Below are 14,876 nucleotides of genomic sequence, written 5' to 3' on the forward strand. Positions count from 1 at the left end.
GACGCGGACCGCGCCCGGACGCGCCGGCGGCGCGCATATCGGCACGAACCTGCTCGTGCGATGGTTGCGGATTCCTTGCCGGCACCGTGCGGCATTCGGCGCCTGTCACCCCGCGATCACGATCGCTTGAGGGCCCGGCGCGCCGGAGCGTGTCGCGGCGCGGACGGGAGCAGACCTACCGCACCAGCCGCTCGACGATCGCCCGCACCTGCGCGCGATCCGCCGGCTGCGGGTCGACCGAGCGATGGATCGTCAGGCCCTCGATCATCGCGTCGAGGGCCTTGGCGGTCTCCGGCGCGAAGTGCCGCCCCAGGGCCGCGCGGCTCTTGGCCATCCAGTCCTGCATCACCCGGCGCAGCGGCGGGTTCCGGGCCGCGAAGGCGTAGAGCTCGTAGCTCAGCAGCATCGTGCGCGGGCTCGCCCAGATGTCGCTCACGATCAGGTCGACCACGGCCTCGCAGGCCTCGTCGACGGTCGCGGCCGCGGCGAGCCGGTCGGCGAACCGCGCCGAGACCGTGTCGGCCAGCCCGGTGAACGCTTCCGTCAGCAGCGCGTCGAGGCTGTCGAAATGGTAGGTCATGGAGCCGAGCGGCACGTCGGCCGCCGCCGCGACCCGGCGGTGGGTCGTGCCGGCGACGCCGTGCTCGGCGACGACGTCGAGGGTCGCCCGGACGATGCGCGCCCGGCGATCCGGGTCGAAACGGCGCTGGGCGGCGGGCAAGCAGACCTCCTCGGATCCGGTTCAGGGCAGCCGGGCCGTGACGCGCGCGGCCTCGATGTGTACATCTGTACGCATGGCTGGGGCCCGCGGTGTCGGGCCGGAGGCGGACCGACGCGGCCGGAGGGAGGTTCTCACCGTGACGACAGAGATCATGAAGACCCAGAAGCAGAAGATGCTGGCCGGCGAGCTGTACTGCGCCGACGACCCGGAGCTGGCCGCCGACAACCGGCGCATCTCGGAATGGATGGACCGGTATAACGCCACGCAGACGCGGAGCCAGCCCGAGCGGCAGGCACTCCTGGAGGAGGCCTTCGCGCGCGTCGGTCCGGGCTGCAACATCCGGCCGCCGTTCCACTGCGACTACGGCTACAACATCAGCCTGGGCCGCGGCGTGTTCCTGAACTTCGGGTGCGCGATCCTCGACGTGATGTCGGTCACGATCGGCGACCTGACGCAGATCGGCACGGCCGTGCAGATCCTGACACCCGATCATCCGCGCGACCCGGCGCAGCGGCGGCAGATGCTGGAATTCGCCCGCCCGGTGGTGATCGGCGCCAATGTCTGGATCGGCAGCGGCGCGATCATCCTCCCCGGGGTCACGATCGGCGACGACGCGATCGTCGGGGCGGGCAGCGTGGTCACGCGCGACGTCCCGGCCGGCGTCACCGTGGTGGGGAACCCGGCGCGGCCGCGGCCCTGAGGGGATGAGGGGGCGCGGGGCGCGCGCTGCGTGGGGGAGCGGTCCGGCCGCGTCGGCCCTCCGCCGAGCCTGCCGGAGCTCCCGTCCGGGCCGGAGCTCCCGTCCGGGCCGGACCTGCCGGGGACGCCGACGACCGGTCGCGGCCGGTTCACACGGCCGCGCGGCCAAGCTGAGCGGCCCCGCGGCGTCGCTGCCGCGGGCCGGGTGGGGCCGATGCCGGGATCGCGGCACCGGGATCGCGGCACCGGGATCGAACGGCCGGCGCGGCCCGTCCCCTGACCGGCCGCGCCGGCGTTCGGGCGCGGGGTGGCGGCTGGATCAGTCCTTGCGGATCGGGGCCGCCGGAGCGCCTGTCTCGCCGAAGCCGAAATCGGCCAGCCGGTAGGAGAGCTGCGCGAACCCGCCGTAGCGACCGGTCTCGAACTTCATCGGGCTGGGCGGCGAGAACGGGAAGGCCGTCGTGTGCGCCTTGTCGGCCTGGAGCTGCCAGTAGCGGCCGCCGACGCCGACGCTGACGGACGGCGTCAGGTCGTACGCGATGATCCCCTCCAGGAAGTAGCCGTCGCCGCGGCCGCCTTCCGGCCCCGGGTTGATGTCGGGCCGCAGCCAGTGCCGGTCGACGCCGCTCAGGCTCACGACCGGCAGGTAGGCGCCTTCCAGGCTCAGCCGGACCCGGTCGAACCGCGCTTCGCCGATCACGCCGACGCGCAGCGCGTTCCACTGCATGCTCTCGCCCAGCGTCTTCATGCTGGTCGGGTAGGGTCTGGCGCAGGGAGTCCCGCCCGCCACCTGACGGCAGCCGTAGCCGTTATACAGTTCGGACGCGAACTGGTAGCCGAGGAAGCCGCCGAGCTTGTACCCGTCCCGGCGCAGCACGTCGTAGCCGAGATCGATCACGCCGTAGCCGATGTCGCCGTCCTTGATCGGCGACAGCGTCTTCGAGTAGCGGCGCAGGGCGGGCGGGAAGTCCTCGTCGGCGAGGCGGCCGCCGGTGACGCCGCCCGAGCCGAGGAAGCCCTTGGCGAACAGGCCGGTGGGGTTGTGCTCGAGCCGGGCGAAGCTCTCGCCGGCATGGGCCTGGGCGTTGGCGTAGGTCAGGCGGGAGTTGAGCTGGCCCGGCGCGTCGGGGTCGCCGAGCTTCTCGCGCGGGGTCCCGGCGCTGAAGAAGTAGCGCAGGCCGCCCTCGAAATCCCAGGTCGCCGGGCCGGCCAGCGCGACCGGCGGCAGGTCGGGCAGCCCGGCTCCGAACCGGTAATTGAGGCCGACGCGGGCCAGGAAGCCGTCCGTCGCGACCCGCGAGCCGGCGTGGTAGCCGGTCAGCACGGGGTACGACGGAGCCGGGAGGACCGCCCGGGAGCCGAGATCGTAGTAGAGACCCTCGACCTTGGCGGAGAGGTGCTCGCTGAAGGCGTGCTCGATGCCGGCGCCGGCCACGTAGCCCAGGCGCACCGCGCCCTGGCGCCCGTCGAACAGCGGGAAACCGGCCAGCGACAGGTTGTTGTCGGTCCGGACCGTGCCCGCGGCGAGGCCGCCCGTGGCGTAGACGAGGGTGCGATCGACGGCGAAGCCGATCCTGCCGCGCAGGGTGGCGAGCTCGTCCAGCCTCTGGCCGGAATGGGCGACGCTGCGGCGATAGAAGCCGCCGCCCGCGGCCGGAAAGGCGCCTTCGCGGCGATCGTAGCCCCACAGCCGGGTGAATTGGTAATCCGCGGCGGCGCCGGCGACGAAGCCGGAATTCACCTGCCAATCGTAGCCGACCTCGGCGCCGCCGACGAAGCTCCCGTCCGAGGCCCGCTTCGATGGAATGACCGGGCAGTTCCGGGCTCCGGGCTGCCCGTCCGGACCTGTGCAGACGAACTGCGTGGCCCGATCGAGGGTCCCGTAACCGGCGAACAGGCCGGCATGCGCTCCGGTCCAGGAGAAGATCGGCACGGCCGTCACCGCCGGCGGAAGGGCCCTCCGCGGGAGGTCCGCCGCCATCGCGGTCTGCGACAGCAGGCACAGGAGAAGTCCGGAACTCGAGATGCGATACATGTAGTGTCCCCCGCCGCGCGTCGTCGAAGGCATGAGCGTCAAGGTCTCTTCGTCGGTCAGGATTCGGATGCCGAAGTGGAGCTTCTGCTGATCTCGCGCGGTTCGCATAATGCGTTCTTATGACTAGGTCATGATGTCTCGATTTTGAAGCGCGAAGTTTTGATCTGTCTCATCAAATTTCACTCGCTCCGCAATCGTCGATGAGAGAAGTGTATTTTATCGATGTCGTGTATCTTCGAGACTTAGTATGTTGAGGGTGTATTGGAGTCATTGTCAGCGGAGATTTTGCTGTGATCTTCGGTCGCGCCGCGGCTTGGTTCCGTTCGCTTTTGCGGCCGGGTGATGCGTTCGTGCATCACCTGCGCCCTGCCCGGTCTAATCCAGGGCGGCCACGGGGCCGGGCCGCCGGCCCGACGCGATGCCCGTCGCGACACCGCTCCGGCGCGTTCGTGGCGGGGCGGCCCGGTCCGGGGAACCATCCGGGCAGCCCGAGCCTTCCTGGGCGGGATTGCGGGCGGACCCGGCCGCGAGTCCCCTGGAAACGCCCGCCCGTCTTGCCGGGCGGCGAGAGAGGAAACCTCACGTGCGTTCAACGATCATTGCCGCCGCCCTGCTGGCGGCCCTCGGCTCCGCCGTCGCGATCCCGGCCTCCGCCGCGCCGATCGGACCCGGCACGGGCGTGTCGGCGCCCGCCGGCATGGTCTCGACGGTCCAGATGGATCCCGTCGAGCGCCACATGATGCGCCGTCGCATGGAGCGCCGGATGATGCGCCACCGGATGGAGCGCCACATGATGCATCGGGAGATGCGTCGCGAGATGCGCCACCGCGAGATGCGTCGCGAGATGATGCGTCGCATGTGACGCGCATCCGCGCCGGGGCGGCGTCCGACCCGGCGCGGGCCGGGGCAGCGCCGCGAGGCGAGCTTCCCGCATCGCGGGGGCTGAGCTCGATTTGGCCGGGGGTGCCACGTCCGAGGCGATCGAACCATCCGCGCCCCGACGCGTTTCTGGCCACCGACAAGGGAGGATTGGTACGATGAAGGCGATTCTGGCAGCGGCCGCGGTGAGCCTCGGCATTCTGGGCGTGGTCGGCCCGGTCTCCGCGCAGCCGCGCCCCGACTACGACGATTACGGCGGGCGCGGTTACCGCGACCGCGGCGATTACGATTACCGGGACCGCGGCTACCGCGACCGGGACGATTACCGCGGCCGCGCCAATTACGGGTTCGACGAGCGCGAGTACCTGCGCTGCAACCCGGATGTCCGGCGCGCCGTGGCCAACGGCCAGATGGAATCGGGGGCTGCCCATTACCGGGTGTTCGGGCGCCGCGAGGGCCGGCGGCTGAGCTGCTGACCGGCTTCTGACCGGCTGCTGGCCGGATCGGCCGGTTCCCGACCGGGCGCGCCTACCGGGCGCGCGCCCGGTCGCGCAGCAGGTTGATGATCAGGGCCGTCCACCCGGTCTGGTGCGCGGCGCCGAGCCCCCGGCCGGTATCGCCGTCGAAGAACTCGTGGAACAGCAGCGGCTCCTCGGCGCCCGGTGCCGGGGCGATCGGCGGACGGGTGCCGAAGGCCGGCCGGCGGCCTGTTTCGTCCTTGGCGAACAGGGCGATCAGGCGATCCTCCAGGGCGTCCGCGATGGCGCTGAGCGTGAGCAGCGCGCCCGAGCCCGTCGGGTATTCCACCCGGAAGTCGTCGCCGTAATAGGTGTGGAACCGCCGCAGCGCCTCGACGATGAGGAAGTTCATCGGCATCCAGACCGGGCCGCGCCAGTTCGAGTTGCCGCCGAACATGTTCGAGGTGGAATCGGCCGGGTCGTACCGGACCGTGAAGGAGGCGCCGAGCTCGTTGAGCACGTAGGGCGCGTCGCGGTGCACCTTCGACAGGGAGCGCACGCCGTAGGGCGAGAGGAACTCGGCCTCGTCGAGCATCCGGCGCAGCAGCGCCTTCATCCGGTGGCCGCGCAGCAGCGACAGCAGCTTGCGGTCCTTCACGCCGCCCTCGGTCCAGCGGGAGACCAGCCGGGCGAGGTGGGGCCGGTTCTCCAGCACCCAGTTCAGGCGCCGGGCGAAGTCCGGCAGCCGGTGGAGCACCGAGGGCTCGATCACCTCGACGGCGAAGAGCGGGACCAGCCCGACCATGGAGCGGACCCGCAACGGCAGCATCCCGCCGCCGGGGATGTCGACCTCGTCGTAGTAGAACTCGTCGATCTCGTCCCACAGGCCGAACCCGCCGCCCTCCCCGCCGCCCTCCCCGCCCCCTGACCCGCCCCCTGACCCGCCCATGTCGGTCATGGCCTCGGCGATGAGCAGGAAGTGCTCGAAGAACTTGGAGGCGGTGCTCTCGTAGACGTCGTTGTGGAGGGCGAGCTCCAGGGCGATGCCCATCATGTTGAGCGCGTACATCGCCATCCAGGCGGTGCCGTCGGCCTGGTGCACCACCCCGAAGCCCGGGGGCGGGCGCGAGCGGTCGAACACGCCGACATTGTCGAGTCCCAGGAAGCCGCCCTGGAAGACGTTGCGCCCCTGCGCGTCCTTGCGGTTCACCCACCAGGAGAAGTTGATCAGGAGCTTGTGGAACACGCCTTCCAGGAAGGCGAGGTCGCCGCGCCCGCCCCGCCGGTCCCGGTCGATCTCGAACACCCGGTAGGTGGCCCAGGCGTGGACCGGCGGGTTGGCGTCGCCGAACTCCCACTCGTAGGCCGGGAGCTGGCCGTTCGGGTGCATGTACCATTCGCGGGTCAGCAGCAGGAGCTGCTTCTTGGCGAAGTCCGGGTCCAGCAGGGCGAGCGGCAGGCAGTGGAAGGCGAGGTCCCAGGCGGCGAACCAGGGATATTCCCAGGTATCGGGCATCGACAGCACGTCGGCCGCCGCGAAGTGGCGCCACTGGCCGTTGCGGCCGCCCGCGCGCGCCCGGGGCGGCGGCGGCTGGAGCGGGTCGCCCTCCAGCCAGCGCCGCACGTCGTAGCAGTAGAGCTGCTTCGACCAGATCAGGCCGGCGGCGGCCTGGCGGAAGATCGCGCGGGACTCCGGGCTCGCGATGCCGTCCTGCAATTCCTCGTAGAACGCGTCGGCCTCGGCGACCCGGCGGCGGACCAGGGAGCCGTCGTCGACGGCCCGGGCGCGCAGGCCCGCCGACAGCCGCAGGCGGACCCGGGCGGTCTCCCCGGGCGCCAGCCGCAGCGCGTAGTGCAGGCCGAGCTTGGTGCCCGCGTCCCGGCGCACCGCAGCGGGATCGCCGTCGACGATCGCCGCGTGGAGCCCGTCCTTGAACGGCCCGGGGGCGTCCGGCTGCCCGCCGTGCCGCCGCAGGTTGGTGTCGTTCTCGCAGAACAGGAGGTCCGGCGCCCCGTCGAAGGCGAGCCGGTACGGCCCGAGCCGGTCGTGGGTGCAGATCGCGCCCCCGTCGGGCGCGCGGGCGATCCGCGGGCGCGCCTGCCCGGCCGGCCCCGCCTGCCACGACCACGTGTTGCGGAACCAGAGCTGCGGGACGAGGTGGAGGTCGGCGGGCTCGGGCCCCCGGTTCAGCGCGGTGATCACCGCGTGGACGTCGTCGGCGTCGGCCTTGGCGTACTCCACGGTGACGTCGAAGAACCGGTCCCCGTCGAAGACGCCCGTCTCCTCGATCTCGTACTCGGGCTGCTCCCGCCCGCGCCGCCCGTTCTCGGCGACGAGGTCCGCGTAGGGAAAGGCCGCCTGCGGGTAGCGGTAGAGCATCTTCAGGTAGGCGTGGCTCGGGACCGCGTCGAGGTAGTGGTAGACCTCCTTCACGTCCTCGCCGTGGTTGCCCTCCTGGTTGGTCAGGCCGAACAGCCGCTCCTTGAGGATGCGGTCGCGCCCGTTCCAGAGGGCGAGGGAAAGGCAGAGGCCGCCGCGCTCGTCGCAGATCCCCGCCAGCCCGTCCTCGCCCCAGCGATAGGCGCGCGAGCGGGCGTCCTCGTGCGTCAGGGCGGCCCAGGCGTTGCCGCAGGGGCTGTAATCCTCCCGCACGGTCCCCCATTGCCGCTCGCTGAGGTAGGGACCCCAGAGCGACCACGCCCGCTCGCCCCGGCCCTGCTCGGCGATCCGGCGGCGCTCGGCCCAGTCCACCGACGCGTCCCGACCCTCGCCCCGATCCCCGTCCCGATCCTCGTCCGCGCGCGGCCCCATCAGCCGCGTCCCGGACGCGGGCTCGGTCGGCTGGGGCTGGGGGCGCGGCGGGGACAGGAGGCGGCCATCGGTCACGGCGGGTTGCTGCGGATGCGCCGGCCCGATGCATCATTGACGCCAGCCCGGCCCGGCCTGCCGCGCGGCCGCCACACAGCTCCGCGAGGGCGAGCCCTCCGGCCCCGCGGCCCGCCCGTCCCCGGGCCGTCCCGGCCCGCCCCGAAACCTTGACCCCGGTGAAGGTGAGCGACAGGATCGCGCCGGCTGGTCTGCGACTCGACGCGCGGCGATCCGCGTTGATCTGTCCGAATTCAGCGTTCGTCGGCGATCTGTCCGGCCACATCTTGGGGGAAAGATGACGCGATTACTGATGGCCGGCCTGGCCGGGCTGCTGCTCATGACCGCGGCGCGAGGTCAGGAGGGCGGCGCGCCGGTGAAGATCGGCGTCGCCGCGCCCATGACCGGGCCGAACGCCGCCTTCGGCGCCCAGATCCGGAACGGCGTGAGCCAGGCGGTCGAGGACCTGAACAGGGCCGGGACGCTGAAGGGCACGACGCTGACCGTCACGGTCGGCGACGACGCCTCCGACCCGAAGCAGGGCGTCTCGGTGGCCAACAAGTTCGCCAGCGACGGCGTGAGGATGGTCGTCGGCGACTACAACTCGGGCGTCACGATCCCGGCCTCCGACGTCTACCTCGACGCCGGCATCATCCAGGTCACGCCGGCCTCCACGAGCGTGAAGTTCACCGAGCGCGGCATGTGGAACACGTTCCGCACCTGCAGCCGCGACGACCAGCAGGGCGCGGTGGCGGGCAGCTACCTGGCCGCGCACTTCGAGGGCAAGAAGATCGCCTTCGTCCACGACAAGACCCCCTACGGCAAGGGCCTGGCCGACGAGACCCTGAAGGCGTTCAGGGCCAAGGGCGGCAGGGAGGTGCTGTTCGAGGGCATCAACCCGGGCGAGAAGGATTACGCGGCCCTCGTCTCCAAGCTGAAGTCCGCCAACGTCGACGTCGTCTATTTCGGCGGCGTGCACACCGAGGCCGGGCTGATCATCCGGCAGATGCGCGATCAGGGCCTGACCGCCCGCATGATGAGCGGCGACGCCATCCCCGACAAGGAATTCGTCCAGATCGCCGGCCCGGGCGCGGCCGGGACCCTGATGACCTTCGCGCCGGACGCCCGCAAGAACCCGAACGCCAGGGGCGTGGTGGCGGCGTTCAACGCCCGGGGCATCGATCCCGAGGCCTACACGCTCTACGCCTACGCGGCCGTGCAGGTCCTGGCGAAGGCGATGGCCGAGACGGGCTCCAGCGACGGCCGGGCGCTCGCGGACTGGCTGCACCAGGGCAAGCCGGTGGACACGGTGGTCGGGCCGATCGCCTACGACAGGAAGGGCGACCTGACCCGGCCCGACTACGTGATCTACGAGTGGACGAAGGGCCCGGACGGCCGGATCGACTACGCCGGGCACGAAGTGGCGCCGTAGGCCGGGCGGGCCGGGCCGGCCGCCGCCTCACCTAATTGGATGAGGGCGGCTGCCTGAACGTGGCGGCCGCGCAGGGCTTATGCTTCCCCCGACTGCGCCGCCATCCGCAGAGGGAGCCTTCATGTTCGACTTCAGCCAGCTCCGGTGCTTCGCCGCCGTGGCGGAGGAGCTGCATTTCGGGCGTGCGGCCGCCCGGCTGAACATGACGCAGCCGCCGCTGTCGCGGCAGATCCAGGTTCTGGAGCGCGTCCTCGACGTGCAGCTCCTGGAGCGCACCAGCCGCACCGTCCGGCTGACCGCCGCCGGCCGCAGCTTCCTGCCCGAGGCCCAGCGCATCCTGCGGCTCGCCGAGACCGCGACCCACGTCACCCGGCAGGTGGCGGCGGGGCGGGCGGGCGTCCTCAAGTTCGGCTTCACGGCCGCCTCGGCCTACGACTTCCTGCCGCGCCTCGTCACCGCGTTCCGGCGGGCGCTGCCGGACGTGACCCTCGCGCTGCGCGAGATGGTCAGCAAGGACCAGATCGAGGAGCTGCTCGCCGGCCGGATCGACGCCGCGCTGGTGCGCCCGCCGGTGACGCACCCGGACCTGATCGCCGTCCGGGCGCTGGCCGAGCCCCTGGTGGTGGCCCTGCCGGCCGGGAACCCCCTGGCCCTGCGCGACGGGCTCACCCCCGCCGATCTCGGGCGCGAGCCGCTCATCGGCTACGCGCCCAACGAGGCGCGCTACTTCCACGACCTCGTCCTGGGCCTGCTCGCCGAGGCCGAGATCCGGCCCCCTATGGTCCAGCAGCTGACGCAGATCCACTCGATCCTGGCCCTCGTGCGGGCGGCGCTCGGCATCGCCCTGGTGCCGGCCGCCGCCGAGCGCCTGCGCTTCGAGGGCGTGGTGTTCCGGCCCCTCGCCCTGCCGGCGCCGCGCCCGGTGGAACTGCTCCTCGCGTGGCGGCGCGACGCGGACGACCCGCTCATCGCCCAGCTGGTCTCGATCGTGGCCGAGATGCCGCCCGCGTGAGCCCGCACGGTCGATCGATGCGCGATCCGCATCGATCGATCCAGTGTTTGGCTTTGACCTCGCGACGGAAGGCTGCGCGTGATGGGGCGAACGGCGCGCAGACGCCGCGACGTCCCCAGGGAGGATCGTGATGGACAGCCTCACCAACCGCTTCAAGGCGGCCCTCGCCGAGGGGCGCCAGCAGATCGGCCTGTGGTGCAGCCTCGCCAGTCCCATCTCCACCGAGGTGGTCGCCGGGGCCGGGTTCGACTGGCTGCTCCTCGACATGGAGCACTCGGCCAACGACCTCCGGGACATCTACGCCCAGCTCCAGGCGATGATGGAGGGCGACACGCACCCGATGGTGCGGGTGCCGAGCGACGACCCGATCACCATCAAGCGGATCCTCGACGCCGGCGCGCAGTCGCTGATGATCCCCAACATCGACGATGCCGAGCAGGCTGCCCGGGTGGTCGCGGCGACCCGCTACGCGCCGCGGGGCATCCGCGGCTTCTCGCAGGCGCCCCGCGCCGCCCGGTTCGGCCGGATCAAGGACTACCACACCCGTTGCGAGGCCGAGATCTTCGTGGCGGTGCAGGTCGAGTCCCGCCGCGCCCTCGACAATCTGGACGCGATCGCCGCCGTGGAGGGCGTCGACGGCGTGTTCATCGGGCCCGGCGACCTCTCCACAAGCCTCGGCTACGTCGGCCAGCAGGGCCACCCGGAGGTGGTCGCCACCATCGAGGCGGCGGTCGCCCGGATCGTCCGGGCCGGCAAGCAGGCCGGCATCCTCACGCCGAGCGAGGAGCTGGCCCGCCGCTACATCGCGGCCGGCACCCGCTTCACCGCGGTGGGCTCCGACATGGGGCTCCTCGCCCGCAACGCCGAGGCGCTCGCCGCCCGCTTCCGCGCCTGAGCTCCGCAACCGGGATCGATCCCCATGAACATCGGATTCATCGGCCTCGGCATCATGGGCGCGCCCATGGCCGGACACCTGATCGCCGCGGGCCACAGCCTGTTCCTCAAGTCCCGGCGCGGCGTGCCCGAGGCCCTGCTCGCGGCGGGCGGCACCGCCTGCGCCACCGCAGCCGAGGTGGCCGAGCGCGCCGACACGATCATCCTGATGCTGCCCGACACCCCGGACGTGGAGCAGGTCCTGTTCGGCGCGGACGGGGTCGCCGGGGGGCTCAGCCCGGGCAAGACCGTGATCGACATGAGCTCGATCGCGCCGCTGGCCACCAAGGATTTCGCCGCCCGGATCGCCGAGCGGGGTGGCGCCTATCTCGACGCGCCGGTCTCCGGCGGCGAGGTCGGGGCCAAGAACGCCGCGCTCTCGATCATGGTCGGCGGCGAGGCCGAGACCTTCGCGCGCGCCGAGCCCCTGTTCGCCGCCATGGGCAAGACGGTCACGCATGTCGGCCCGGTCGGGTCCGGGCAGGTCGCCAAGGTCGCCAACCAGATCATCGTCGCCCTGACCATCGAGGCGGTGGCCGAGGGGCTGCTCTTCGCCTCGAAGGCCGGCGCCGACCCCGCCAAGGTGCGGCAGGCGATCACCGGCGGGCTGGCCACCTCGCGGATCCTGGAGCTGCACGGCGCGCGGATGATCGAGCGGACCTTCGATCCCGGCTTCCGCATCGGCCTGCACCAGAAGGACCTGAACCTCGCCCTGGACAACGCCCGGACGCTCGGCCTCAGCCTGCCCGCCACGGCGCTGGCGCAGCAGCTGTTCTCGGCCTGCGTGGCGCAGGGCGGCGCGGCCTGGGACCACTCCGCCCTGGTGAAGGCCCTGGAGGCCCTGGCGAACCACGCGGTCGGCGACGCCGCCTGATCCCGACAGGAGCCCGGACGGGCGCGAGACGGAAGGAGCATCCGATGCGGGCCGAGATCGAAGCCCCGACCCGCCCGCACCCGGCCGGCGCGGGGGCCGGCGGAGGGGCCGCAGGGGCCGCCGGAGACGTGCCGCGCACGATCCGCCTGAGCGCGCGCGACAACGTCGCGATCGTGGTCAACGCCTTCGGGCTGCCGGCCGGCACGGTGTTCCCGGACGGGCTGGAACTCGTCGAGTTCGTGCCGCAGGGCCACAAGGTCGCCCTCACCGACATCCCGGAGGGCGGCGAGGTCCGCCGCTACGGCGAGGTGGTGGGCATCGCGACGCAACCGATCCCGCGGGGCGCCTGGGTGGAGGAATCCCGCGTCGCCACGCCGGTCGCCCCGGCTCTCGACGCCCTGGAGATGGCCACCCGCGTGCCGGCCCCCCTGCCCCCGCTCGAGGGCTACACCTTCGAGGGCTACCGCAACCCGGACGGGTCGGTGGGCACCAAGAACATCCTGGCGATCTCGATCAGCGTCCAGTGCGTCGCCGGCACCCTCGACGTGGCGATCCGGCGGATCAAGCAGGAACTGCTGCCGCGCTTCCCCAACGTCGACGACGTGGTCGGCCTGACCCACGCCTACGGCTGCGGCGTCGCCATCAACGCCCCCGAGGCGGTGGTGCCGATCCGGACGCTCCAGAGCCTCGCGCGGAACCCGAATTTCGGCGGCGAGGTCATGGTCGTCGGACTCGGCTGCGAGAAGCTCGTCTCGGAGCGGCTCCTGCCCGACAGCGGCGCGGCCGGCGACGGGGTGGTGCGGCTCCAGGACGAGCGCCACCACGGCTTCTCGGCCATGATCGACAGCATCCTGACCATGGCCGAGGCGCGCCTCGCGGTGCTGAACCGCCGGACGCGCGAGACCTGCCCGGCCTCCGAGCTGGTGGTCGGCCTGCAATGCGGCGGCAGCGACGCCTTCTCGGGCGTCACCGCCAACCCGGCGCTCGGCTTCGCGGCCGACCTGCTGGTCCGCTGCGGCGCCACCGTGATGTTCTCCGAGGTGACCGAGGTGCGCGACGCGATCCACCTGCTCACCCCGCGCGCCAAGTCCCCGGAGGTCGCCGCGGCGCTGGTCCGCGAGATGGCGTGGTACGACGCCTACCTCGCCAAGGGCGAGGCCGACCGCCGCGCCAACCCGTCGCCGGGCAACAAGAAGGGCGGGCTCAACAACATCGTCGAGAAGGCTTTGGGCTCGGTCGCCAAATCGGGCACGAGCGCGATCTCCGGGGTCCTGGCGCCCGGCGAGCGCGTCCGCGAGAAGGGCCTGATCTTCGCCGCGACGCCGGCGAGCGACTTCGTCTGCGGCACGCTGCAGCTCGCCTCGGGCATCACCCTGCAGGTGTTCTCCACCGGCCGCGGCACGCCCTACGGGCTCAGTCAGGCGCCGGTGATCAAGGTCGCCACCCGCACGGAGCTCGCCGAGCGCTGGGCCGACCTGATCGACCTCGATGCCGGGCGCATCGCCACCGGCGCGGCGACGATCGAGGAGGTCGGCTGGGAGCTGTTCCACCTGATCCTCGACGTGGCGAGCGGGCGCAAGCGCCCCTGGTCGGACCGGTGGGGGCTGTTCAACGACCTGACCCTGTTCAACCCCGCGCCGATCACCTGAGACTCACCGGCGGGACGGCGTTGCGTCCCGCCGCGTCGTCAGCGTGGCCGGACTCTGCTAGGCAGCCGGCACTGCCATGACGCTGCCGATTCCCTCCCTCCGGACCCTGCTCTTCCGCCTGCACTGGGCGCTCGGCCTCACCGCCGGCCTCGTCCTCGCCCTGATGGGCCTGACCGGGGCGCTGATGAGCTACGAGGAGGCGGTCACCGCCTTCGCCAACCGCGACCGGCTCGAGGTCGCGCCCGGCGGCCGGACGGCGCTGGCCCCCGCGGCGCTGGCGGCGCGGATCGACGCGCAGGCGGGCGGCCGCGTCGCCAACGTGCTGACCCTGTCGGACGACCCGCGCGCGAGCGTCCACGTCCGCTTCGCCCGCGATCCCGAGACCCGCGCGCGGCCGCCCGCCGCCTACGCCGACCCCTACGACGGCGCGCTGCTCGGCCCGGTGCGGCTGGAGGGCGCCTTCACGACGGTGCGGGACCTGCACCGCTGGCTGCTGCTGCCCGGCGGGTCGAAGGGCTGGGGCCGCACGGTGACGGGCGCCTGCACCCTGGCGCTGCTGGCCTTCCTGGCGACCGGCCTCTACCTGCGCTGGCCCCGGATCCACCGCTGGCGGATCTGGCTGAAGCCGGCCCTGTCGCGGCCCGGCCGGCCGCGCTGGTGGTCGCTGCACGCCGTGGTCGGGACGTGGCTCCTGCCGGTCTACCTGGTCATCGCGCTGAGCGGCCTGACGTGGTCCTACCCGTGGTTCAAGGACGGCGCGACGCGGCTGCTCGTGGGCGCCCCCGACGCCGCGAAGCCGGCCGGCCGCAGGGCCGCCGGAAAGCCGGCCGATCCCGCCGTCAGCGGCCCGGCCGTCGACCGCGCCTGGGCGGATTTCCGCGCGCGGACCGGCGCGGAGGCCGGCACGGCGGTCCTGACCCTCCCGGGCGCCGACACGAAGGCGATCCGCATCCGCTGGCTGCCGAAGGGCGTCGACGCGCCGAGCGCCCGCAACGAGGACCGCTACGATCCCGCCACGGGCGCGCTGCTGGCCTCCGAGCGGGCCGCAGACGCGCCGCTGGGCCGGCGCCTCCTGGACAACGTCCTGGAGGTGCATCGCGGCCGCTTCTTCGGCGACCTCGTCGCGCTGCTGTTCTGCCTCGCGGCGCTGGCCATGCCGGGTTTCGCGGCGACCGGCCTGACGCTCTACGTCCTGCGCCGCCGCGCCGGGGCCCGCCGGAGGGCCGTCGAAGCCGGGGCGCCGGCGGGCGCCGTCCGAACGGCGAGCCCCTGACGGCAGCCTCCGGCGGGCCATCGTTCGATGGGGCCCGCCCCGCGC

General features: G+C 72.6%; 12 protein-coding genes. 9 read left to right on the plus strand and 3 right to left on the minus strand.

The window, feature by feature from the left end; translation table 11 throughout:
* Positions 1-175 precede the first annotated feature (175 nt).
* Entirely contained in the window at positions 176-721 is a 546-nt protein-coding gene (locus BKE41_RS10180) for a TetR family transcriptional regulator C-terminal domain-containing protein (RefSeq protein WP_029360879.1), read from the minus strand.
* Positions 722-872: 151 nt separating this feature from the next.
* On the opposite strand from BKE41_RS10180, the gene BKE41_RS10185 reads away from it, so the two are divergent.
* Complete coding sequence (locus BKE41_RS10185; RefSeq protein ID WP_041372302.1) at positions 873-1,421, plus strand: sugar O-acetyltransferase; 549 nt, start codon at positions 873-875, stop codon at positions 1,419-1,421.
* A 318-nt stretch (positions 1,422-1,739) separates the two neighbouring features.
* On the opposite strand, the gene BKE41_RS10190 is transcribed toward BKE41_RS10185, so the two are convergent.
* A complete protein-coding gene (locus BKE41_RS10190; RefSeq protein ID WP_071000669.1) occupies positions 1,740-3,455 on the minus strand; it encodes an outer membrane beta-barrel protein in 1,716 nt (571 codons plus the stop codon).
* A gap of 583 nt (positions 3,456-4,038) precedes the next feature.
* Here BKE41_RS10190 and BKE41_RS10195 point away from each other — a divergent pair.
* Positions 4,039-4,317: a hypothetical protein gene (locus BKE41_RS10195; RefSeq protein ID WP_012318753.1), complete on the plus strand. Its 279-nt coding sequence runs from the start codon at positions 4,039-4,041 to the stop codon at positions 4,315-4,317.
* 175 nt (positions 4,318-4,492) lie between these two features.
* On the plus strand, positions 4,493-4,810 hold the full coding sequence (locus BKE41_RS10200) for a hypothetical protein (protein ID WP_012318754.1): 318 nt from the start codon (positions 4,493-4,495) through the stop codon (positions 4,808-4,810).
* Between the two features lie 52 nt (positions 4,811-4,862).
* Here BKE41_RS10200 and BKE41_RS10205 read toward each other — a convergent pair whose 3' ends face one another.
* Positions 4,863-7,604 (minus strand): glucosidase, encoded by a 2,742-nt coding sequence (locus BKE41_RS10205; protein WP_245295940.1) that lies wholly within the window; start codon positions 7,602-7,604, stop codon positions 4,863-4,865.
* A gap of 352 nt (positions 7,605-7,956) precedes the next feature.
* Between BKE41_RS10205 and BKE41_RS10210 the strand changes: the two genes are divergently transcribed.
* The 6 genes from BKE41_RS10210 (at position 7,957) to BKE41_RS10235 (ending at position 14,831) form a co-directional block, all read left to right on the plus strand.
* Positions 7,957-9,090, plus strand: coding sequence for a branched-chain amino acid ABC transporter substrate-binding protein (locus BKE41_RS10210; RefSeq protein ID WP_070999295.1), 1,134 nt, complete (start codon positions 7,957-7,959; stop codon positions 9,088-9,090).
* Positions 9,091-9,211: 121 nt separating this feature from the next.
* Complete coding sequence (locus BKE41_RS10215; RefSeq protein ID WP_029360871.1) at positions 9,212-10,102, plus strand: LysR family transcriptional regulator; 891 nt, start codon at positions 9,212-9,214, stop codon at positions 10,100-10,102.
* A gap of 130 nt (positions 10,103-10,232) precedes the next feature.
* Positions 10,233-10,997 carry an HpcH/HpaI aldolase/citrate lyase family protein gene (locus BKE41_RS10220; protein WP_070999297.1) on the plus strand — a complete coding sequence of 255 codons (765 nt, stop codon included), beginning with the start codon at positions 10,233-10,235 and terminating at the stop codon, positions 10,995-10,997.
* 24 nt (positions 10,998-11,021) lie between these two features.
* Entirely contained in the window at positions 11,022-11,909 is an 888-nt protein-coding gene (locus tag BKE41_RS10225) for a 2-hydroxy-3-oxopropionate reductase (protein WP_012318759.1), read from the plus strand.
* Between the two features lie 44 nt (positions 11,910-11,953).
* Entirely contained in the window at positions 11,954-13,558 is a 1,605-nt protein-coding gene (gene garD / locus BKE41_RS10230; protein ID WP_024830365.1) for a galactarate dehydratase, read from the plus strand.
* Between the two features lie 76 nt (positions 13,559-13,634).
* Complete coding sequence (locus tag BKE41_RS10235) at positions 13,635-14,831, plus strand: PepSY-associated TM helix domain-containing protein (RefSeq protein ID WP_070999298.1); 1,197 nt, start codon at positions 13,635-13,637, stop codon at positions 14,829-14,831.
* Positions 14,832-14,876: the final 45 nt, after the last annotated feature.

This window comes from Methylobacterium sp. C1 (genome assembly GCF_001854385.1).
Lineage (GTDB): Bacteria > Pseudomonadota > Alphaproteobacteria > Rhizobiales > Beijerinckiaceae > Methylobacterium > Methylobacterium radiotolerans.